18 protein-coding genes are annotated in these 21,930 nt (G+C 73.6%); 11 read left to right on the forward strand and 7 right to left on the reverse strand.

The annotated features are described in order from the left end of the window. The first annotated feature begins 101 nt into the window (after window positions 1-101). Together IEX42_RS14885 and IEX42_RS18205 are read left to right on the forward strand one after the other, a co-directional pair. Complete coding sequence (locus IEX42_RS14885) at window positions 102-248, forward strand: thiocillin/thiostrepton family thiazolyl peptide (RefSeq protein WP_188780473.1); 147 nt, start codon at window positions 102-104, stop codon at window positions 246-248. Window positions 249-341: 93 nt separating this feature from the next. After that, the gene (locus IEX42_RS18205; RefSeq protein ID WP_229660892.1) at window positions 342-1,379 is read left to right on the forward strand and encodes a hypothetical protein; all 1,038 of its coding nucleotides are present in this window, start codon (window positions 342-344) and stop codon (window positions 1,377-1,379) included. Between the two features lie 12 nt (window positions 1,380-1,391). Here IEX42_RS18205 and IEX42_RS14890 read toward each other — a convergent pair whose 3' ends face one another. Continuing rightward, window positions 1,392-2,192 (reverse strand): TrmH family RNA methyltransferase, encoded by an 801-nt coding sequence (locus IEX42_RS14890; RefSeq protein WP_229660893.1) that lies wholly within the window; start codon window positions 2,190-2,192, stop codon window positions 1,392-1,394. A 68-nt stretch (window positions 2,193-2,260) separates the two neighbouring features. Between IEX42_RS14890 and IEX42_RS14895 the strand changes: the two genes are divergently transcribed. Genes IEX42_RS14895 through IEX42_RS14930 form a run of 8 tightly spaced genes read left to right on the forward strand, consistent with a single transcriptional unit; the run spans window position 2,261 to window position 13,554 of the window. After that, window positions 2,261-3,598: a YcaO-like family protein gene (locus IEX42_RS14895; RefSeq protein ID WP_188780474.1), complete on the forward strand. Its 1,338-nt coding sequence runs from the start codon at window positions 2,261-2,263 to the stop codon at window positions 3,596-3,598. 26 nt (window positions 3,599-3,624) lie between these two features. Beyond that, window positions 3,625-4,272 carry a TOMM precursor leader peptide-binding protein gene (locus tag IEX42_RS14900; protein WP_188780475.1) on the forward strand — a complete coding sequence of 216 codons (648 nt, stop codon included), beginning with the start codon at window positions 3,625-3,627 and terminating at the stop codon, window positions 4,270-4,272. Between the two features lie 8 nt (window positions 4,273-4,280). Then, a complete protein-coding gene (locus tag IEX42_RS14905; protein WP_188780476.1) occupies window positions 4,281-5,882 on the forward strand; it encodes a tpaE in 1,602 nt (533 codons plus the stop codon). Further along, a complete protein-coding gene (locus IEX42_RS14910; protein ID WP_188780477.1) occupies window positions 5,867-6,574 on the forward strand; it encodes a tpaF in 708 nt (235 codons plus the stop codon). The genes IEX42_RS14905 and IEX42_RS14910 overlap by 16 nt, the downstream gene beginning before the upstream one ends. Further along, window positions 6,571-8,289 carry a hypothetical protein gene (locus tag IEX42_RS14915; RefSeq protein ID WP_188780478.1) on the forward strand — a complete coding sequence of 573 codons (1,719 nt, stop codon included), beginning with the start codon at window positions 6,571-6,573 and terminating at the stop codon, window positions 8,287-8,289. Before IEX42_RS14910 ends, IEX42_RS14915 begins: the two co-directional genes overlap by 4 nt. After that, window positions 8,277-9,980, forward strand: a complete 1,704-nt coding sequence (locus IEX42_RS14920) for a YcaO-like family protein (RefSeq protein ID WP_188780479.1) — start codon at window positions 8,277-8,279, stop codon at window positions 9,978-9,980. Before IEX42_RS14915 ends, IEX42_RS14920 begins: the two co-directional genes overlap by 13 nt. Window positions 9,981-10,025: 45 nt before the next feature. Then, on the forward strand, window positions 10,026-12,665 hold the full coding sequence (locus IEX42_RS14925; RefSeq protein WP_188780480.1) for a lantibiotic dehydratase: 2,640 nt from the start codon (window positions 10,026-10,028) through the stop codon (window positions 12,663-12,665). Then, window positions 12,646-13,554: a thiopeptide-type bacteriocin biosynthesis protein gene (locus IEX42_RS14930; RefSeq protein ID WP_188780481.1), complete on the forward strand. Its 909-nt coding sequence runs from the start codon at window positions 12,646-12,648 to the stop codon at window positions 13,552-13,554. The genes IEX42_RS14925 and IEX42_RS14930 overlap by 20 nt, the downstream gene beginning before the upstream one ends. A gap of 27 nt (window positions 13,555-13,581) precedes the next feature. On the opposite strand, the gene IEX42_RS14935 is transcribed toward IEX42_RS14930, so the two are convergent. The 6 genes from IEX42_RS14935 to sigK all read right to left on the reverse strand — a co-directional run bounded on the left by IEX42_RS14935 (window position 13,582) and on the right by sigK (window position 20,729). After that, the gene (locus IEX42_RS14935) at window positions 13,582-14,343 is read right to left on the reverse strand and encodes a DUF1295 domain-containing protein (protein ID WP_188780482.1); all 762 of its coding nucleotides are present in this window, start codon (window positions 14,341-14,343) and stop codon (window positions 13,582-13,584) included. 264 nt (window positions 14,344-14,607) lie between these two features. Then, the gene (locus IEX42_RS14940; protein ID WP_188780483.1) at window positions 14,608-15,906 is read right to left on the reverse strand and encodes an SAM-dependent methyltransferase; all 1,299 of its coding nucleotides are present in this window, start codon (window positions 15,904-15,906) and stop codon (window positions 14,608-14,610) included. After that, the gene (locus tag IEX42_RS14945) at window positions 15,903-17,261 is read right to left on the reverse strand and encodes an SAM-dependent methyltransferase (protein WP_188780484.1); all 1,359 of its coding nucleotides are present in this window, start codon (window positions 17,259-17,261) and stop codon (window positions 15,903-15,905) included. Before IEX42_RS14945 ends, IEX42_RS14940 begins: the two co-directional genes overlap by 4 nt. Further along, window positions 17,258-19,387 carry an FAD-dependent oxidoreductase gene (locus IEX42_RS14950; protein ID WP_188780485.1) on the reverse strand — a complete coding sequence of 710 codons (2,130 nt, stop codon included), beginning with the start codon at window positions 19,385-19,387 and terminating at the stop codon, window positions 17,258-17,260. Before IEX42_RS14950 ends, IEX42_RS14945 begins: the two co-directional genes overlap by 4 nt. Next, complete coding sequence (locus IEX42_RS14955) at window positions 19,384-20,115, reverse strand: anti-sigma factor (RefSeq protein ID WP_188780486.1); 732 nt, start codon at window positions 20,113-20,115, stop codon at window positions 19,384-19,386. Before IEX42_RS14955 ends, IEX42_RS14950 begins: the two co-directional genes overlap by 4 nt. Further along, entirely contained in the window at window positions 20,115-20,729 is a 615-nt protein-coding gene (gene sigK, locus IEX42_RS14960; protein WP_188780487.1) for an ECF RNA polymerase sigma factor SigK, read from the reverse strand. The genes IEX42_RS14955 and sigK overlap by 1 nt, the downstream gene beginning before the upstream one ends. 231 nt (window positions 20,730-20,960) lie before the next feature. Here sigK and IEX42_RS14965 point away from each other — a divergent pair, with 231 nt between their 5' ends. After that, window positions 20,961-21,722: an isocitrate lyase/PEP mutase family protein gene (locus tag IEX42_RS14965; RefSeq protein WP_188780488.1), complete on the forward strand. Its 762-nt coding sequence runs from the start codon at window positions 20,961-20,963 to the stop codon at window positions 21,720-21,722. Window positions 21,723-21,930 lie beyond the last annotated feature (208 nt).

Here is a 21,930-nt window from a genome sequence, read left to right on the forward strand (position 1 = left end):
TTGAACACTCATCGGGTGTCTCGATTAACGAGACGCCGTGTTGATGGGTTCGATCCAGGTTTGGTCTGGTGGAACCTCATCCACTCGGAGAGGAAATGCACATGGACAAGATCGACCTGAACGCGCTGGAGATCTCGGACCTGATGGCCGAGACCGACGGGGGCAACGACTCCCTCTCGCAGGTGATGGCCGCCTCGTGCACCACGAGCGGCTGCGCGTGCAGCTCCTCGTCCTCGTCGTCTTCCTGACTCGACGTCGACTGGCATCTGCCGGGGACGACTACGGTCGTCCCCGGCAGATGTGCGTGTGGGGACCGATCCGAGACGAGCCGAGGAGCAGTCGTGTGGACGTCGTACGTCGTGCCGCTGGCCGACCTGCCCGACCGAGGCGTCGGGCCGGCCCGCCGGCTGGTCGCTGACGCGGAGCGCGTGCTCGGATCGCGCACGCGTCGTCTCGTCGTGCGCACGGTGGGCAGCCCCGGCGCCGGTGACGACATCCTGCTTGCGGTCGCCGACCGGGTCTCGCCCCAGGAGCAGGACGTCGCCCGCTCGGTGATCGAGCGGCACGGACTGCGCGCTCCGGTGCCGCGCGAGTCCGAGCAGCCACCGCTGGACGACTCGGGGCTCGGCTTCGACGGCCCGGCCCTCGCCGAGACCTGGACCGACCTGCTGGTCGCCGCCGCTCCCGTCGCCAGCGCCCTCACGGCCGCCCTGCGCGGCGACCCGGCGCGGGACTACCCGTTGGCGATCGGCCTCATGGCCGAGCACGCCCGAGCGGCGGTCGCCGTCTCGTCGCAGTCCGTGCTGACCGGGTTGTCCGCCGAGGAGCTGGTGCCCCTGCGGCTCCTCAGCTATCGCTCGCACGCCGAGGGGGCTCTCGCGCGGTTCCGCGATCGCGACGCGATGGCCGCGCTGTTCGCCGCGACCTACCGCGAGCACCGCCTGGCCGTCCTCGGTGCGCTCGACCCGGCCACGCCGGCGCCCGCTCAGCCCTGGCTGGGCCAGTGGCGCGGCCTCGTCACCGACGCCCTCCCACGGGTGCGTGAGCTGCTCGTCGAGGGGCGGCTCGCCGCGAGCGGCGAGCGTCTGGACCGCGTGGCCGAGGACCCGGAGCGCGCTGCGACGCTCTCGTCGTTCCACCGCCAGATCTCCCCGGCCATGGCGCACCTGCTCTACGACGATCCCGACTTCGGGGCCTACCGCCTGCTCACGACGCTGCTCTACACGGTGCTCTACACCGCGGGTCTCAGCCTCCCCGAGCGCTACCTGTTCTGCTCGATGGTCGCGGACGGCAACGAGGAGCGCTCGGGCCTGGCGCCGGCCGACCTGCAGCAACGGCTCGGCGAGGTCGCCCGGTCCGTCGCCGGCGCGGAGGTCTGAGGCGTGGTCCGCCTAGGAGACGGTGCGCGAGTACCTCGCGTGCAGGACGATGCCCGCGGCGACCGAGACGTTCAGCGAGTCCGCTGCCGGGTTGATCGGGATCCCGACCGTGCCCTCGCAGAGGTCGTGCAGCGACTCCCCGACGCCGGACTTCTCCGCGCCCAGCACCAGCCCCAGTCGGCGGGGCAGGCCTCGCAGGTCGTCGGTCCCGAGGGTGCCGCCCATGTCGACGTCGACCAGCGACCAGGCGTCGGACTCGACCTGTCGGCGGACCTCCTCGCGCGAGGCGAGGACCACCGGCAGCGAGAAGACGAACCCCCGGCTGGCCCGGACGAGCCGGCGGTCCACCACCGAGGTCAGGTCGCTGTCGACCAGCACCACGGCGCCCGCTCCGAGGGCGTACGCGGTCCGGATGATCGCGCCGATGTTCCCGACGATCTTCACGCCGTCGAGGATCACCAGGTCGCCGGTCACGCCGCCCACCTCGGCGAGACCGACGGCGCGGGGGGCCCGGATCAGACCGAACTGCCGCGGACGCTTCTCCGACTTGAAGACCTTGTTCAGCACGCCCAGATCGACGCGGCGGACGGTCACCTCCCGCGTCGCGCAGGCCGCGGCGAGGTCGGCGGGGACCTCGCGGGAGGCGTCGGCGTACACCTCGAGGAACTCCACGCCCGCGGACAGCGCCTCGAGCAGCGGTTCGGGGTCCTCGACGATCGCCGTACGCACGTTGGCGCGGGACTTCTTGACGATGTCCGCGATCCGTTGAACGGCCGGGTCGGAGAGGTCGGTCAGCACGTCGGCGTCGGACACCGCGTGAAACTAGCACGGGGTGCGGGCCCGACCCCCGATCGTGCGCTGCGGGGCCGAGGGGCCGTGCGATGACCGACACCGGGAGCAGCGTCCCGGCCTCCCTGCGTGCCGTCGAGCGGCTGGTCTCGCCGTACGGGCTGGTCAACGCCTCGGCCGTGGTTCCTCGCGCGCCCGGCGACCCTCGCTTCACCGTGCACGCCTCGTACGTCGGGAACCCCGGCGCGGTGCTGGGCGGGCTGTCGGGGTGGTCCCACGACGTCAACATGGGGAACATGAACGGGGTCGGGAGCGACCTCGACCCCGAGCGGGCGCGGCTGGTCTCGGTCGCGGAGGCCCTGGAGCGCTACTCCCTGTGCGCCTGGCGCGACGAGGACCTCGTCACCGCCCCGGAGACTGCGCTGGCCGCGGACGACGTGGTCTCACCGGCCCGCTGGCCGCGGCCCTCGGACGCCGAGCTCGCAGCGCAGGCGTGCGGGCTGCGGCGCTACGACCCGTCGCTGCCGATCAGGTGGGTACGAGGCTGGTCGTTGACGCGCGGGCGAGAGGTGCTCGTCCCCGCCGTGACCGTCTACATGCACATGGTGCCGATCAGCGACTCCGAGCTGTTCACCCGCGGCGTCACGACCGGTGCCGCCGTCCACTCCGACCCTGAGGAGGCGGTGCTGTCGGGCGCGCTGGAGGTCGTCGAGCGGGACGCCCTGACCCTGGCGTGGCTGCTCAGGCGGCGCCTCCCCGCTCTGCGGGTCGCGGAGGCGGACCTGTCCGCCGCCGACGCGCAGGCGGTACGCACCGGCAGTGCGACGCACCTCGAGGTGCGACTCTTCGACGCCACCACCGACCTCGGGATCCCGGTCGTGTACGCCCTCCAGCTGTCCGAGCACGAGCCCCGGGTCGCCCAGATGGTGTGCGCGACCTGCGACCTGGAGCCCGGCCGCGCGGTGGGCAAGATCCACCGCGAGCTCGCCGCACTCAGAGTCGCGCTGCGCGACTACGTCGCTCAGCACCCCTCCTCGCGCCCGGCCGACGACGCCGTCAGCGTGCTCGCCGGCGCGGCGTACCAGGGGCAGCGCGAGCGCCGTGGCTCCTTCTCCCACCTGCTGGACGGCGAGCGTGCCGTCCACGACCTCGGCGACCTCCCCCGCGTCCCCGCTAGCGCATCGCGGCTGGCGCACGTCGTCGACCGGGTCGGCTCCCGCGGGGGCGAGGTGATCGTCGTCGACGTCACCACCGACGAGGCCCGCAGCGTGGGGATGACCGGGGTGAAGGTGCTGGTCCCCGAGGCGGTCCCGCTGTCCTTCATCCATGCCGAGCGCTACCTCGCCACGCCTCGTCTCCGGGAGGCCGCCGCCCGCACCGACGACGCCGCCTCCTCCGACATCAACCCCGAGCCCCAGCCGTTCGCATGACCACGGACCACGACGAGAGGAGCACGGTGGACACTGCGCCGGTGTCGATCCGCGAGTCAGCCTCGCCCGCCGCGAGTGGGCCGGACCTCTACGCGCTGTCCGGCGAGCTGGCCGAGCGGGTCTTCGAGCGCTCGGGTCTGCCCGCCGAGCGCGCCCTGACCCCTGCCCGTCTCCGCGCGGTGCTGGAGGGCGACGAGGCGCCGGTCGGCGTGGCGCTGGTCGCGCTCGTCGGGACCGGGGAGGACGAGGGGCTCCGCGACGCGCTGGACGCCTGGTCCGTCCGTCGCGGGATCGCCTCGACCGCCGTCGAGGTGCTGCCGACCCGGATCGTCGTCGGCCCGACGGTGGTGCCCGGGCACGGCGCCTGTCACCGGTGCTACCGGCGGAGGCAGGCGCAGCACGCCGTCGACGGCGCCGGTCGCGACCTGGACAGCACCGGGCTGCCCGAGGGCTTCGGCAACCACCACGTCGCCGTCGTCACCTCCCTGCTCCGTCTGGCCGCCGAGGACCGGTACGCCGGCCGCGGCGGCACCGTGCGCAGCCTGGACCTCGTGCGCGGCACCGTGTCGACGGCGAGCGTCGTACCCGTGCACGGGTGCGACCGCTGCGGCACCGGCGAGCACGACGACCGTCCCGCGGCCTGGGTACGCCTCGACGACCGGGAGGGCCGATGAGCACCGAGATGAGGGCCGCGACCCTGGGACGCGCGGTCAACCGCGACCTGCAGGTGTTCGTGCCCGCGCGGCCGGTGGTCCGGCGCGGGGTCCGGCTCCGCGAGGTCCCCGAGGGGATGCTCCTCGAGGGTGCCGACCGGTCCCAGCAGCTCTCCGGGGCCTTCGCCTCGACGCACCTGCCCGGCCTGGTCGCGCTGCTGGACGGGAGCAGGAACCACGCCGACCTGTCGCGGGAGACGGGCCTGGACCCCACCGCACTCGACTCCGCGCTGGCGGTCCTGTGGGCGATCGGCGCCGTGGAGGAGGCTCCTGAGCGCCCGGTCGAGCCCCGGCTGGACGAGCCGATGCGCACGATGCTGTCGCGGCTGGGGAACGCCACGGCCACCAACCACTCCTGGACCGAGGCGGCACAGCGGCTGGAGAGCACGACGGTCTGCGTCCTCGGTGACCCCGCGCTGACCTCGCTCGTGCGGCCCCTGGTCGACGACCTCTGCCCGACGAGCGATGACGTGGGCGGGGCGACGCTCGTGCTCTACGTCCGTACCGCGGCCTCCGAAGCGGCACTCGACACGGTCCAAGAGGCCTGCTGGCGCGACGGGCGTCCTCTGCTGGTCGTCACCCTGACTGGCGCGCGGGTGCTGGTCGGGCCGTACGTCGACCCGTCGTTCACGCCGTGCTGGGAGTGCGCCACCCACACGGTCGACCCCGCACCCCTCGAGCCGGTCGCCGACGCGACGCCGGAGCTGGCGGCGGGGCTCGCCGTGCACCACCTGTGTGCCCTGGTCTCGCGGGCGACCATCTCGCACCTGCCGCTCGACGTCGCGATCGTGGACGGTGAGCAGCTCACGACGACGTACCTCCCCCCGGTCACGCGGCCCGGCTGCCCGCGCTGCTCCACGACGCCGCCCACCGCGGGGTCCGTGGGAGACGCCGGCCCGGGCGCGGTCTTCGAGGCCTCGGTCGCGATGCCGCCCCGGCGCTTCCTCGACGCCAAGGGCCACATGGCCCACTACTTCACCGCCAACATCGCGCTGCAGTCGTCCTTCCGGGCCTGGGCGTCCGCGCCGACGACCGACCTCCCCGGCCCGGACCTCTCGCTGCTCTCCCACGAGGACGAGGAGTCCGACTGGTCCCTCGACGAGCTCGCGCTCGCCCTGCACGTCGGGCTGGGCATCAAGCAGACCCGACCGGACGGGAGCGTCAAGCGCTGGACGGCCGCCGCCGGCAACATCGGGACCGTCACGGCGTACGTCGTCTCCGACGGTTCCGCCGGCCTCCCAGTCGGGGTGCACGCCTTCCTGGAGTCCACCCACCAGCTGGCCGGGCTGCGCGACGACGTGCCCGACGGGCACCGGGGGACGCTCGTGGTCCTCACCGGGAACCTGCGCAAGGTCGTCGCGAAGTACGGCACCTTCGGGCTGAAGCTCTCGCTGCTCGACACCGGGTGCACGATCAGCGCCCTGCGCAGGCACGCCGACCACCGTGGGCTGCGGTGCGAGGTGCTCACGTCGTGGGACGACGACGCGCTGAGCGAGTACCTCGGCACCGATCCGATGGAGGAGCCCGTCGAGGGCGTGCTCAGGCTGGAGGCACCGTGCGCAACGACCTGACCACCATGCGGCGGCTGCTGGCCGCCTGGGACGGCACCGTGGACGTCGCGGTCACCGGCGCCGGCGCGGCCGTCGAGCTCCCGGGAGCGGTGCCGGTGCCGGTCGAGGCCGCGACGGACGACGTCGACTACGCCGCCACGCTGGGGTCGCGCCACTCCACGCTGCAGTACGCACCCCGGCCGGTCGCCACCGGCACGGTCCTCGCGCTGGGCCGTGCGGCGCTGCAGCGGGACTCCGCGGCCTGGCAGCAGGACGAGCGGACCGGCCCGCTGGAGCTGATGGTCTTCGCCCAGCGCTCCAGCGACCTGCCGAGAGGCGTCTACCGCGTGCACCGCGACGGTTGCGAGCGGATCGCCGACGACCGGCGGTTCACGGACCTCGAGGAGCTGGGTGGCCAGCGGGAGTTCGCGACCGCCGCCGGGATCGCCACCGTCTACGCCCCCCTCGCTCGAGGCGACGTGTCGGCCGGTGCGCACGGCTACCGCCTCCTCACGACCCGCGGTGCAGCCCTGCTCTACGACCTCAACTTCACGATGCAGGCCGGCGGGCTCGTCGGCACCATCTTCGGCGGGTTCATCCCCGCGGCGGCACGGCACCTGACCCGCGCGGACGGCGTGACCAGGCACCCCGTCCTGTCGACGACCTACGCGCTCCCCGCGGAGGCGGCGCAGGACGCGCAGAGCGCGCAGTGACGACCGCCCCCTCCGATGCCGGCCTCTCCTGGCCCCTGCTGCGCTCCGACGTCACGCTCGTGCCGACCGCGTCGGGGGCGTGGCTCGGCACGGCGGACAGCTCGTTCACCGTCGGCGGGGCCGGGGTCCACCGCGTGCTGGCCGATCTGATGACGGGTCTGGACGGGTCGCGCTCGGCGGAGGACCTGCTCGACGCCGCAGGAGCCGGGCGCGAGGTGCGCGCGCGGCTGCTCGACGTCCTCGCCGAGCGCGGGTACGTCGTCGACCTCGCACTCCCGGTCGGTGAGCTCGTGGAGCGGTACGGACCCGGCGCCGGCCGCCTCGTCGCGGACCTGGCGCAGCGGCACCGTGACCCCGCAGCCGCACTGGGCCGGATCGTGACGGGAGCGGTCCTGCTCGTCGGCCCGGCGTCCGCCCGCGCCGCACTGCGCCGGGCGCTGGGGTCGTACGCGCTGCAGGGGCCGACCGTCCAGGAGCTCGCGGACCGTGGCGCGCTCCACGAGGCGCTCTCGCACACCGACCCGAGCACCGCGGTGGTCGTGGATCTCGACCCTGAGGTGGAACCCGGCGCGACGCCCCCGCCACTCCTCGGCCCGCCCGCGTGGCGGCAGGTCGTCGCGGGCACCCTGGGCGACGCGGTCTGGGTCGCGCCGAGCACCGGCGCGAGCCCCGCGTGCTGGCCCTGCCTGGCGCGGGCCGCACCGGACGACGGGACGACGGCGCCGCCGGTGGACGGACCTCTGGTCGCGGCCGTGATCGCCGACGCGGTGCACGCCCTGCTCGCCGCGCCGGGCGACGCGTCGGTGCTCGCGGACCCCGTCGCGTCCGTGCACGCCGACGTCCGTGTCGATCGCCACCGGGCGTGGTCGGGCCAGGGGTGCAGGTGCGGGCGCGTGCCTAGGACGACGACGGGCTCGCCGCCGGTGCTGCCGCCGCGCCCGCTCGCTGTCGCGCCCGGTGAGGTCCGCGACGACCTCGGCTTCGACCGGCTCGCCGACCGGACGGCGAGCTGGGTGGACCCGCAGCTGGGCCCGCTGCTGCGCCTGGACGAGGCGGACCTCGCCCAGGTGCCCCTCGGTCGGGTCGTGGGGGAGGTGCTGCGTGAGACGGGGGAGCAGGAGCGCCGACACTGGACGCGGGGCCGGGTCACCTCCGTGGCCGTCACCTCTCGCGAGGCCCGCCACGAGGCGGCACTCGCCGCTGTCGAGCTGGTCGCCGCGTCCGCCCGAGGCCAGGACGGCACCACCGCGGCGGGGTGGAGTCTCGACGAGGCGGTCTACCGTGCGCTCGTACGACAGGTCCGCGACCTGCCGGCCGACGGCACGGACCCTGCCGGGCCGGAGCGCTCCGCAGGTCCGGACCACGCCGGTGGTGACTGCGGCCGCTACTGCTCGTTCGTCGAGCGGGCCGCCGAGCACCTGACCGGGCACGCGCCGCGCTGGGGGGTGGCCGTACGCCGTCGCGGCCTCGCCGTCGTGCACGGACACCTGGGAGGCCAGGAGGTGCGCGGGGTCGGGCTGTGCCCCGACGAGGCCCGGATCTCCGCCCTGCTCACCCTTCTCGCCGATCGCTCGTCGCCGGTCGTGGTGCCTCCGCAGGCGGCGTCGTGGGACGACGTGTGGTCCACGGTCCTGCGACCGGCCCACCGCCCGGTGGCCGCGCGCGACCGGCTGCCGTTCCCGACGGACCAGGTGGTGCTGGTGTGCCTGAGCTGACCACTGCCGTCGTCGCGTGGCGATCGGACCTCCTGGTGATGCGCGCCGCCCCGTCGGTCGGGGCCGGGTGCCCCGACTGCCTGCGCTGGTTCCTCCACCGCCAGCAGGTGCCGGGCAGCCGAGCGTCGGACACCCGAGACCTGGACGGGACGGTCGGCGGTCCCGAGGCGCCCGAGACCGATGACCCGGCGCTCGCTGCGCTGCTCGACGCCGTCACCGACGAGCTGGAGACCCGGCCCGAGGGATCGGTGGCGGTCGTGCGTCGTCGGCCGCTCGGCGTCCGGTGGGCCCTGGTGCCGCCGGCCACGGCGTGCGGGCACACCGGGCAGGCCTCGTCGGGGCGACTGTCTGCGACGGTGGACGAGGCCCGCCTGGCGATCGCCGGCGACGGTCTGCGCGGGGGCGCCGGCCCGGCACCGGACCTGGAGAGCGCCTACGTCGGCGCCACCACGATGTTCACCCCGGCACGGCTCGACATCGACGGACCCGTCCCGGCGGTGCAGGTCGGTGTACCCCTGCCCGACGGCGGCGAGGAGCCCGGGATCGGACGAACCGAGGACTTCGCCTCGAGCCGGCGTGTCGCTGTGCTCGAGGGGCTCGAGCGCTTCGCGGCCCTGCAGGGCGCTGCGGGGACTGCGGCGACCGTGGCCAGCCTGTCGGAGCTGGGCGAGGCGGCGCTGGACCCGGCCCTGCTCGGAGCGCCCGCGCCGGAGCAGTACGCCGCCGGTGCGTACGCCCCCCTCGCGCCCGACGAGCAGGTGCGCTGGCTGCCACTGACCCCGCTCGGCCGCGGCTCACGGCGGTGGGTGCCCGAGATGGCGGTGGCCTGGAACGCCGTCCCCGCCGGACGGAAGCCGCTCTTCTACGACACCTCCAACGGGTTCGCCCTCGGCTCGACACCCGAGGAGGCCGCGCTGCACGGCGTGCTGGAGGTCGTCGAGCGTGACGCCTTCCTGCGCACCTGGCACCAACGCCTGGCGCTGCCCGAGCTCGAGATCGAGACCGGCGAGGACGACCTCGCCGTGCTCGTCGACCGGTACGAGGTGGTCACCGGTTTCCGGGTCCGCCTGCTGTGGGCGGCGATGGAGGAGGGCGTGCCCGTCGTGGTCGCCCTGGCCGGTCGCGATGCCGAGACCGGACCGGCGACCTTCGTCTCCGCGGGCGCGAGCCTGTCGCCGCGCGCGGCGGCACGCTCCGCCGTCCTCGAGGTGGCCGCGATCTCCATGGCGGTCACCCACGGCTTCGCCGACGACCTGCCGCACGCGGCGAGCCTCGCCGAGGACCACAACCGGGTCCGCACGATGCACGACCACAGCCTGCTGGGGGCGCTGGCCTCCTCGCGCCCCTGGTACGACTTCCTCACCGGCGAGGACCGCGAGCGCGTCGACCTGGCCGCGCTCGAGGCGCGACGGCCCCGGCACCCCACCGTCACCGCCGCGCTCGAGGACCTCGTCGGACGCCTCGAGGACCACGGCAGCGAGGTGTACGCGACGGAGGTGACGACCGCCGAGCTGGAGTGGCGAGGACTCAGCTGTGTCCGGTCGTTCGTGCCGGGCTTCCTGCCGATGACCTTCGGCCACGACCAGCGGCGCCTGCACGGGCTGCCCCGGCTGCACGAGCCCGTCCCCGGCCTGCGGTCCCGGCTCAGCGGCAGGACGCCGGAGGACCAGCCGCCGCACCCCTTCCCCTGACGTACGTCCCCGTCCCCGTCCCCGACCGACCAGCCTGGAGTGTGCATGACCGACGTGATCCCCGGCCGCGACCGCGACGAGCTCAGCCCGTACGCGGTCTTCCGCCGCGCCCGGCTGCCGCTCTCGACCCTCGCCGCGATGGACTGCCCGTCGACCTGGCGGGCTCACGACGAGTGGGAGCGGCGGGACCGGCGTGCGCGCGAGCTCCGCGAGGAGCTCGCCGACCGGGTCGGCGAGCTCGTGGAGGACGCGCGCGACGATCGCCGCGCGGACCTGGTGTCCCTGCGCCGCGACCTCTTCAACGGTCGGGTCGACCGCGTCGTCCGGCGCACGGAGGACGCGGGCGACCTGCTCGGGCCGGACCTGTCCGCGCGGGTCGGCCGGTGGCTGGAGGAGCAGCGCGCCGCCTCGCAGGACCGGGAGGAGGTGGTCCGGCTCCTCGGCGCCGAGCAGGACGCCGCCCGTGGCGACTTCGCCGCCATCTTCGAGCACGACTCGATGGCCATGAGCATCCAGCTCTCGGGCGACCAGCTCTACCGCAGCCTGCAGCGGTTCGTCCGGGCGCCGCGGGACGGGAAGCCGAGCAAGCTGCGCATCCACGAGTCGTCGTTCGTGAACTTCGCGTACCGCGCAGCGATGAAGCCCTCGCCCTTCGGGCGGTTCACCGAGACCGGGGCCTTCGACCCCGACTCCCCGACGACGGCCACGGACCGGACCGAGTCGACGGTGACTCTCAACAGGCTGCTGCTGAACTGGATGGTCGGTGTCGCGCAGCGGACCCCCGACGGGATGCGGCAGGGCTACCTGCTGCTCAACTCCAGCCTGCGGGTCGAGGAGGACGCGGTCCGCTTCGTCGGCGTCGACCCGAAGGGCAGCGACTCCGGGTTCGGTGGCTCCGAGGGTGTCGTACGCCTCAAGCTGGACCCGGCGACCCGCCTGGTCCTCGCCACGCTCGACGGTGGCAGCTGCCCGACGGCCACGCTGCGCGACGCGCTGGTCGAGGCCACGGGGCAGCCCGAGGCCAGCGAGAGGATGATCCGCGTCCTCATCAACATCGGCCTGCTCTTCTACCGGCCGGGGTTCGACGAGCTGGACCCCGGGTACGACGAGCGGCTCGGCCGCTTCCTGGCCGCGGCCGGCACCCCGGAGACGACGGCCATCGCCGAGTCCTTCCAGCGCCTGCGGCACGCCCAGGACTCGTTCGGGCAGGCGGACGCGCAGTCGCGCGGCGAGCTGATCGCGGACTCGCTGAGCGCGATCCGCGACATCGCTGCGGTGAGCCAGGTGGACGTACCCCCGGAGTCGACGATGCGCTCGCCGCTCTTCGAGGACACCTGGACGGCCGGCGGGCCCCGGGGGTGGGACGGGGACGCGGTGTCCGGGTCGCTGCCCGCCCTGGGCGCGCTGAGCCGGCTGGCGGGGATCGCGGACCAGGGGCAGGTGCGGCGGCTGGGGCTCTACGACTTCGCACGGTCGTGCTTCCCGGACGCCACCACCGTGCCGTTCCTCGACCTGTTCGCACGCTTCACCGAGCTCGACCCCGACGAGCAGCGCGCCGTCCTCGACGGTGTCCGGTCGAGCTCGGCGCAGCGCTTCGCGGCCGACCGTACGGCCGCGTTCGCGCAGCTGCGCTCCAGCCTCCACGTCGAGGACGGCACGGCGCGTCTCGGGTCCGATCGTCTCCGAGAGATCTGCGACCGCGTGCCGCGGGCGGTGCAGCCGGGGTCGGTGACCTTCCGCGTCCAGCTCACGAACGACGAACCGCGCCCGCAGGTCGTCGTCAACGGGGTGCTCTCGGGCCACGGTGTGTACTTCTCGCGGTTCGCCTCGTTCGTGGAGCGCAGCACCGACCCGGCCTGGACGCTGCGCGAGCGGATCAGGGCCCACCTGAGGAGGACGGCGCCCGGCCAGGCGGACCTCAACGCGGTGCTCGGGTTCAACTTCAACCTCCACCCGTTCCTGACCGACGCGATGGTCGACTACCCCGGGGCGTGGGGAGGGCCCGAACCCGACCGGCGCCACGCCCTGAGCGACCTCGACGTCGAGCTCGACGACGAGTCCGGGAGCCTGCACCTGCGCGAGGCGGGGTCCGGCGACCCGGTCGACCTGGTGCCGATGAACTTCCTCATCCCGGTCGGCGTACCCGCCCTCTACCAGGTCCTCGAGGCACTGAGCCCGACCACGCGGTACCCGTGGAACCCCCTCGACGACCTCCTCGCGTGCGGCCCGGAGGAGCCCTCCCCGCGGCTCGTCGTCGACGACGTGGTCGCGGACCGCAGGGCCTGGCGCTTCCCCGCGACGGCCGTGCCGAGCCTGGAGACGCTCAGCCGCGGCGAGCCGGAGGACCTGCTCGGTTTCGACGTCTGGCGCCGCGAGCTCGGGCTCCCGCAGCAGTGCTTCGTGACCTGCCAGACTCCCCAGGAGTACGCCGCCCTCACCGGCCGGCGCGTGCCCGGCGCCGACGCCACGACGGACTCCGCCCACCTGCACCGCGCCAGCGTCCACAAGCCGATGTACGTCGACTTCCGGAACCCGTTCCTGGTGCGGAGCTTCGCCCGGACCGCCGCCTCGCGCGAGGGCGTGCTGGTCGTGGTCCGCGAGTGCCTTCCCGCCGTCGCCGACTACCGGTCGCCGCACGGCCCCGCCGCCGCAGAGGAGTACTTCGTTGAGCTCAACCAGTCCTGAGCAGGCCGAGCGCTGGCACGCGTTCCACGTCTACCTCCCGCACACGGTGCAGTCCGCGTTCCTGCGCGAGCAGGTGACGGAGCTGGTGGACACCGCCGAGTCGGCGCGGTTCTTCTTCCTGCGGTACTGGCAGGGGGGACCGCACCTGCGGCTGCGCCTGCACACCGACGAGGCGACGGCCGACGTCTTCGCCCGCGCCCTGGGCGACCGGATCCCCGAGCTGACCGAGGAGCAGCGCGTGGAGTACGGCTACGAGCTGGACATGCAGAAGCAGTTGGCATCGGCCGAGGGCGAGTCGCCGGGCGCCGGGCGCAGCCCGGGGGACGTGGTGCGCGAGTCGTACGCCCCCGAGTACGCCAAGTACGGCGGGCCGGAGGGGATCGACCTGGCCGAGCAGGTCTTCTGTGCCACCTCGCGCGTGGTCCTGGACGTGCTGGCCTCGCGCGAGACGTACGCGCGGACACCGCCGCTCGGGGAGGCCATGCGCTGCACGCTGGTGGGCCTGTCGGCGTCGGGCCTCGGCCAGGCCGAGGCCGGCCGGTTCCTCGAGTGGTACGAGTCGTGGTGGAGCGGCTACGTCCCCGACGGGCAGGCCGAGTCGTGGCAGCGGCTGAGCGCGCAGATGCGCGGGCAGGTCGACGAGCTGGTCGACGAGGCCTGGGACGGCACCAGGGACGACGTGGTCCGCGACCTCTACCGTGCGGCGCGGGCTCGAGCCGACGAGCTGGACACCGGCGACGGGGACGTCCCGGTCGTCGGCGGGGTGGACTACTCGCGGATCCTGGCCAACTACGTCCACACGACCAACAACCGGTTCGGGATCATCCCCGCCGGTGAGGCCTTCCTGGCCCGGGTGCTCTCCGAGGCGCTGCACGCGAGAGTCGGCTGACGGCGACCGTCGAGAGCGGGAGGGCCCTCAGCCCCTCCGCGGGGGCATCGGGAAGAACAGGTTCGTGCGCCGCGCGTAGTCGTCCCAGCCCTCGCGCCTGCTCATCGTCTGCTCCAGCAGCTTGGCGCCGGTGACGTTGCGGATGAAGTACGTCATCGCCAGCGGCCCGACGATCGTGGCGACGCCGGCCCAGCCGGAGTCGGCGGCGACGATCCACACGCCCCACCACATGGTGGCGTCGCCGAAGTAGTTCGGGTGCCGGGTCCAGCCCCACAGACCCTTGTCCATGACCTTGCCCTTGTTGTCCGGGTCGGCCTTGAAGGCGGCGAGCTGGCGGTCGCCGACGGTCTCGAAGGCCAGCCCGACGGCCCAGACGACGACCCCGGCCCAAGCCAGCCAGGTGACGTCGCGGTCGGAGCCCACACCGATCTGGATCGGCAGCGAGACCACGAACATCGCGACACCCTGGGGGAGCAGCACCCGGCGTACCAGGCCGTTGCCCTCGTCGCGCAGCTTCTGGTAGCGCGGGTCCTCACCCTGGCCCTTCGCCCGGCCGATGATGTGCGAGGCAAGGCGCCCCGCCCAGATCGCGGGGAGCGCCAGCAGCAGGACCCGCCGCAGGACGTCGCCGTCGCCGACGAGCGCAGCCAGCACCGCGATCACGCCGAACCCGAGACCCCAGGTCGTGTCGACCACGGCCCACCGGTCGCTGCTCCGCGCCCACGCCGCTGTCGCCGCCATCATCACCACGACGGCCAGCGCACTGACCAGCACCACGACCCACGTCATGGCGTCAGCCTGCCAAAGTCCTCCACGCGCCACATCGGTCGAGGGCATGCCTCTCCGTTCGTGGCCTGCTGCCCGTCGCCCCTCACGCACGCTGGCTGCGTTGCGAGAGCTCGCCGGGCCCCGGCCCGCCATCGCTCCCGCGCCAAGCCACCACCCACGAGAGCGCTCGCTGCGCTCGCGCTCCTGCGGGGACCCCGGAGGTGCCATCGCCTGCGCTGGACGACGTTCAGCGGACGGCCAGAATCGAGAGACACGCCCTAGGCGTCACAGGTCGCGGGTGCGGGGCATGCCGGAGTGGCCGGCCTCGTCGTTGCGCACCGCGAGGATCTGGTCGACCCCCATCCGCCCGTCGCGGAACGACATCGCGCCGCCGACGAGGTAGATCCGCCAGACCCGCAGCTGCTCCTCGCCGACCAGGTCGCGCAGCCGGTCGGCCGCGGCCTCGAACTTCACCAGCCAGTCGCGGACGGTGTCGACGTAGTGCTCACGCATCATGTGCACGTCGCGGACCTCGAGCCCGCCCGCCTCGAAGAACTCGACGGTCTCTCCCACCGGGCGCATCCACATGTCCGGGGCGATGAAGGACTCGATGAACGGGCCGCCGCCGGGGTGCCGGCCGCGGCGCGACATCTGCTGGATGAGCACCCGGCCGTGCGGCTTGAGGTTGCGGCGCAGCACGTCGACGTACGTCGGGTAGTTGCCCTGGCCGACGTGCTCGCCCATCTCGATCGAGGCGACGGCGTCGTACGGGCCGTCCTGCACGTCGCGGTAGTCCTGCAGCCGGATCTCGACCTTGCCCTCGAGGCCGCGCTCCTTGATGCGCTCGTCGATGAACTTCTTCTGCTCGGCCGCGATCGTGACGCCGGTGACCTGGGCGCCGAAGTGCTCGGCGGCGTACAGCGAGAGCGAGCCCCAGCCGCAGCCGACGTCGAGGAAGCGCATCCCCGGCTGCAGGCCGACCTTGCGGCAGACCATGTCCAGCTTGGCCGCTTGCGCCTCCTCCAGCGTCATGTCCGGGCGGGTGTAGTAGCCCGAGGAGTACGCCATGTGGTCGTCGAGGATCGCCGAGTAGAACTCGTTGGAGAAGTCGTAGTGGTGGCTGATCGACCTGCGGTCGCGAGCCAGGGAGTGCAGCCGGCCCTTGATCTGGGCCTGGCTGTCGGGGGCAGGGACGGGGAGTCCGAGCGCGCCGAGGTCCTTCGCCGCCCGGACCAGGGTGGCGAGGGTGGCCGGTGTCGGGCGCACGCCGGAGAGGTTGCGCTCGCGGACCACCCCCCACACGTGGGTCAGGGCCTCGTCGAGGTCGCCCTCGACGTCGATCTCTCCGGTGACGTACGCCTGCGCGGCCCCGAGCTCGCCCGGGTGCCACAGCAGTCGTCGGAGGACGTCGGGGGTCCGCAGCGTCACCTTCGGTGCGTCGAGCGGCCCGGCCTGCGAGCCGTCCCACGCGGTCAGCCGGACGGGCAGGTCGCCGCCGACGAAGGGCCGCAGCGCCTCCTCGAGGCGTGCGGCGACGCCCCCACCGGCCGGGGTGGTCGCAGCGGTGTCGAGCGTGGCGGTCATGCCGAGGCTCCTGCGGTGGTCTCGTGGACGGTCTCGTCCGGGCGGGCGAAGGTCAGCTGCTGGACGTCGATGTACGACGCCGCGAAGCCGGCGCGGGAGTACTCCAGGTAGAAGTGCCACATCCGGTCGAAGACCGAGTCGAAGCCGAGACCGTGCACCTCCTCGCGCGAGGCGAGGAAGGCCTCGTCCCACAGCCGCAGGGTCTCGGCGTAGTGCAGGCCCATCGAGAGCCGGTCGGTCACCCGCAGCCGGGTGCGGTCGGTGACCGTCTGCTCGAGCAGCTCGACCGAGGGGAGGAAGCCGCCGGGGAAGATGTACTTGTGCACCCAGGTGTAGGTGTTCCTCGTGGCCAGCATCCGGTCGTGCGGCATCACGATCGCCTGGATCGCGGCCCGGCCGCCGGGGGCGAGGACCTCGTCGATCTTGTCGAAGTACGACGGCAGGAAGTCCAGGCCGACCGCCTCGATCATCTCCACGCTGAGCACGGCGTCGTACTCGCCGGTGACCTCGCGGTAGTCGCACAGGTCGATGGTGACCGCCGCGGAGAGGCCCGCCTCGTCCACCCGGGCCTCGGCCAGCGCCTTCTGCTCGCTGGAGAGCGTGACCGACCGGACCGTGGCGCCCCGGGCGGCGGCGCGGATGCACAGCTCGCCCCAGCCCGTGCCGATCTCCAGGACGCGGCTGCCGACGCCGACGCCGGCCTGGTCCAGCAGCCGGTCGATCTTGCGCTGCTGCGCCTCGACGAGGTCGGCGGCGACCGGCGAGCCCGGCGCGGGCGCGGTGGCCACCGCCGTACGCCCGCGGGTCGTACGGGCCGCCGCGTCGGGCGCGGCGTACAGCGCGGAGCTGTAGGTCATCGTGTCGTCGAGGAACGTCGCGAACATGTCGTTGGACAGGTCGTAGTGGCGCGCGATGTTGCTTCGGGTGTTGCCCACCTCGTTGCGCTCGTCGGCGGGGTGCCGGGCGACGACCGCGGAGCGCAGCGCCTGCAGCGGCTTCGGGACCAGTGTGGAGATCCGGCTCGCCAGCACGGTGAGGAACGCGCCCAGGTCGGGGGAGTCCCAGTGCCCGGCCATGTAGGACTCGCCGAAGCCGATCAGCTTGTCCGCCCCCACGCGGCCGAAGAAGGCCTCGGGGTCGTGGACCGTCATCTCGGGGCTGCCGGGGCCGCCCGCGCCGTACGTCGTCCCGTCCGGCAGGTGGACCCGGACGGGGAGCCGGCTCACCGCACCCCGGAAGAGCGTGCGGGCCGCCGCGGTCTCCACGCGGGTGCGCAGGTTGGCGCGCGCGGGAGCGAGGTCCGGCCAGCGGACGGTGTCGATCGGCTGGGGTGCCGGTACGTCGGCGAGGGTCATCGGTCGTGCCTCCGGGTGGTGCGGTGGTGCGTCAGATCGGTCTCGTGACCGCTCGGTCGGGGCTGCACGGACAGGCCGCGCAGCCAGAGCATGACTCCCTGCACGCGGATCCGGGCCGCACCCAGCAGGGGGACGAGGGGGTGGCGCAGCGACGCGCGCAGCACCCCTCGGGTGTCGGCCTTGGCGGCGGTGCCCCTCATGGTCGCCACGAAGGGCGGCTGGTCCTCGCGGTGCAGGGTGACCGTGACGGACAGCTCGTCACCCGGGACCGGGACGGACACGGCGTACTCGCCGCTGGTGTCGTTGAACGGGGAGACGTACAGCTCCTTGGCCACCCGCGCGTTGCCGCGCTCGTCGGGGTGCACGACGTACGCGTGCCGGCCGCCGTACGTGTTGTGGACCTCGACGACCACCGCCGCGAGGCTGTGGTCGGCGCGGTGGCACCAGAACACGGAGATCGGGTTGAAGACGTAGCCCAGCGTGCGCGCGTGCGCGAGCATCAGGATCCGGCCGCCGTCGGCGCGCGAGGGCATCTCGACACCGTGGTCGGTCAGCACCGCCTCGATGTTCTCCCGGATGCTGTGGCGGGGGTCGCCCACGTGGTCGGCGGACCGGAACTGCGAGAGCCGGCGCAGCAGCGGCCCGAAGGCGCCGGAGTAGCGCGGGAGGTCGTCGACGTCGACCAGCCAGGTGTGCGAGCGGTAGCGGAACTGGTTGCGCAGCGGGGCCGTGCGGGTGTGTCCGATGCTCGTCTCGTAGAGCCGCGGCGTCGTGGTGGGTCGGGGGTGCTCCTCGCGGTCCGGGGTCGACCAGACGCCGCCGACCCGCTCGGCCGCCGTCCGCCCGGACAGCGCGCCGTCCTCGTGGAAGCCCCACCCGTGGTACGCCCCCGCGAACGCCAGCCGGTCCGTCGACAGCTCGGGCAGCCGGCGCTGCGCCGCCACCGACGAGGGGTCGTAGATCGGGTGCGCGTAGTGGCGGGTGGCGATCACCGTGGCGGGGTCGACCAGCTCCTCGGCGTTGAGCGTGACGAGGAACCGGCGCTCGTCGCCGGGGATGGCGGGCACCCGCATCAGCCGGGACAGGTCGTAGGTCACCACGACGCTGCTGTCGGCGCCGGCCGCGCGGCCGACGCCACCGCGGCACTGGTAGTTCCACGAGGCCCACGCCTTGCGCGCCACCGGCATCAGCGAGGTGTCGGTGTGCAGCTGCGCGACGTTGGGCTCGTAGTGCATCGCGCCCAGCACCTCGCGCTGCAGCGCACTCGCGCCGCCGGGTGCGCCCTCGAGCACGGCGAGCGCCTGCTCGGAGTGGGTGGCCACGACGACGGCGTCGTACGTCGTCGTCTCGCCGGCGGCGGTGACCTCGACGCCGTCCTCGACCTCGCGGACGCCGGAGACAGGGGTCGAGAGGAGGACCTCGTCGAACGCCTTGGCCACGCGGTCGACGTACTCCCGGGAGCCGCCGGTGACCGTGCGCCAGGTCGGCGACCCGAAGACGGTCAGCATGCCGTGGTGCTCGAGGAAGCGGAACAGGTAGCGCGCGGGGTAGGCGAGGGCGTGGTCCGGGTCGGTCGACCACACCGCGGAGACCAGGGGCGTCATGAAGTAGGTGCGGAAGAAGTCCGTGAACCGGCCGCGGGTGAGGAAGGAGTCGAGTGTCTCCTCGTCGGCGGCGGTGCCCTCGGGGGAGGCGAGCAGGCGCTTGGCCATCCGGTGGAAGCGCGGGATCTCGACCAGCATGCGCAGGTAGCGCGGGTTCCGGAGGTTGGCCGGGTCGGGGAACAGCCCGTCGGTGCCGAGCGCCCCGGCCCACTCCAGCCCGGAGCCGCCGAGGGAGCGGGGATCGGAGACCGACATCGACATGTCGGACTCCTGGGTCGTCACCCCGAGCTCGTCGAAGAGCCGCAGGAGTGTGGGGTACGTCCGCTCGTTGTGGACGATGAACCCGGTGTCGATGGGGACGGTACGACCGCCGCCGACGGCCACCTCGTGGGTGTCGGCGTGCCCGCCGAGCCGGTCGTCGGCCTCGTACAGCGTGACGTGGGTGCTGGGGTCGCGGCTGAGCACCCAGCCGGCCACGAGGCCCGAGACCCCGCTGCCGACGACGGCAACGCGGCGGGTCATGCCTGCGCGAGGGGGAACAGCGCGAGCGGCGAGGTGGTCGGCTTCTGCGAGCCGCCGGCCGGCTCCAGGGTGATCCCGACGCCGGTCGAGCCCTTCACCGCGCCGCGCAGGACGACGGTCGTGTCCGAGCCGCCGGACAGGGTGCCCGAGGGGCGCATGACGCCCTTGGCGTCCTGCAGCCACAGCTCGTAGACCCGGTCGGCCGGTGCCTGCGGGAGGTTCTCGGTCATCACCACCACGCGGTCGAGGCTGGCCGAGTGCACCACGGTCGCGCGACCGCCACCCGGCATGCGGGCGGTGCTGTGCTGCGCGTCCGCCGCGTCGAGCACCTGCGAGGCCGACGTGACCTCTGACGGCGGCTGGGGTGCCCAGGGGTGCCAGTTGCCGATGCCGACGCCGGCCACGAGGATGACCGCGGCCGCCACGGCGGCGACCAGCCGCGGGAAGCGGCGGGCCGTGTCGCGCACGGCCTCGTGCGGGGCGACCGGGGGGAGCGGGCGGATCTCGGCCACGGACGAGAGCACGCGGTCCCGCAGCTGGGGCGGGAGGGGAGCGGACTCGTCGAGGGAGACGAGGGCGGCCGCCTCGCGCAGGCTCAGCACCTCGGCCGCGCAGTCGGCGCACTCGTCGAGGTGGCGCTCGAAGCGCACCCGCTCGAGGTCGTCGAGCGCGTCGACGGCGTACGCACCGGTCAGGGCATGCAGGTCGGCACCGCTGTTCGGGCTCATCAGGACTCCACCCCCAGGGCGTCGCGCAGCCGGATCAGGCCGTCGCGGATTCGGGTCTTGGCCGTGCCGAGCGGGATGCCGAGGAGCCCGGCCACCTCGGTGTGGGTGTAGCCGCCGAAGTAGGCCAGCTGCACCGCCCCCCGCTGGGTCTCGGTCAGGCTGGTCAGCGCCTGGCGCACCCGTGCCCCCTCGAGGTTGCGGGCCACCGCCTCGGCGGTCTCGTCGTGCTCGACCGTCTGGTTCTGCTCGTGGTACGTCGCGTCGCGGCGGGTCGCTGCCTCGGCAGAACGTACGCGGTCGACCGCGCGCCGGTGCGTGATCGTCATCATCCACGAGGTCGGGCTCCCCAGGGCGCGGTCGTACCGCGACGACTGTCGCCAGATCTCCACCATCGCCTCCTGGGTCACCTCCTCTGCCTGTGCCGGGTCTCGTACGACGCGCAGCGCGAGACCGTGCAGCCGGCGCGCCATCGTGTCGTACAGCTCGGCGAACGCGTCCTCGTCGCCGCGCCCCGAGCGGCCCAGCAACGTGGCGAGACGATCCGATTCCTCGGCGCGAGCGCTCGACGGTGACGGGGCGACCCCGCCGTCGTCCACCGCACGCAACTGGGTCATCGTGCTCCTGCTCCTCGTCCGGCCAGTGTGGGATCGATCTGTCTTCGATCCTCGATGGGACTTCGGCACCGTGCCCTCCCCGGATTGGAGCCTGACCGCATTCTTCCGGCTCACCGGTCCGCGCGTCGAGCCGGGGCAGAAGTTGCGGCTCTGCCGAGTGCCCGACAAAGCCGCGTCGTCGATGTACCCGGGGCCGGAATGCTCACACCCTCCCGGCGGGTTCCTCCCGACATGACCGACGACCAGCTCGCCACCCGCGCTCGTACCCTCGCCGACCTGCACGCCCGTCACACCCCGCTGGTCCTGCCGACGGTGTGGGACGCGTGGAGCGCCCGTACCGCCGTCGACGCCGGCTTCGAGGCGCTGACGATCGGCAGCCACCCGCTGGCCGACTCCCGCGGCGCGGCCGACCACGAGGGCCAGAGCTTCCGGGAGGTGGTCGAGGCCGTCAAGCCGATCGTCGCCGCCGTCGACGTCCCGGTGTCGGTGGACCTGGAGGCCGGCTACGGCCAGTCGCCGGAGGTCCTCGTCGACGGGCTGCTCGAGGCCGGCGGCGTCGGGCTGAACATCGAGGACACGGTGCACTCGGAGGGAGGCCGGCTGCGCAGCGTCGAGGAGCACGCGGCGTACGTCGCCGGGCTGCGGGCCGCTGCCGAGGCGGCCGGCGTGCCCGTGTGGATCAACGGGCGCACCGACCTCTTCGGGACCGTCGAGGACCGCGCCTCCGTGCTGGACGAGGCCGTCGCACGGCTGCAGCGGCTGGTCGAGGCGGGCGCGGACAGCGTCTACCCGGTGCTGATCCACGAGGACGACGACCTGATCTCCGCTGTCGTCTCCGCGCTCGACGTGCCCGTCAACATCACGGCCCACCCGGTGAAGCACGACCTCGCGCGGTACGCCCGCCTCGGCGTCGGCCGGGTGTCGTTCGGCCCGCTCCTCCAGGCCGCCCTGACCGACTCGATGACCGACATGGTCGCCGGCTGGCGCGCCTGACGCGTGGGCGTCCGACCGCAACCACCGGCGTTCGCCGGGCCGGAACCACCGGTGGTGAGGGGTTCGCCGGGCCGCGACCACCGGTGGTGAGGGGCTCGCCGGGCCACAACCACCGGTGGTGAGGGGCTCGCCGGGCCGCAACCACCGGTGGTCGAGCAGTGACGAGCGCTAGCGAGGAACGGCTGTCGAGACCGTCGACCGTGAGAGG

This window comes from Marmoricola endophyticus (genome assembly GCF_014644415.1).
Classification (GTDB): domain Bacteria; phylum Actinomycetota; class Actinomycetes; order Propionibacteriales; family Nocardioidaceae; genus Marmoricola; species Marmoricola endophyticus.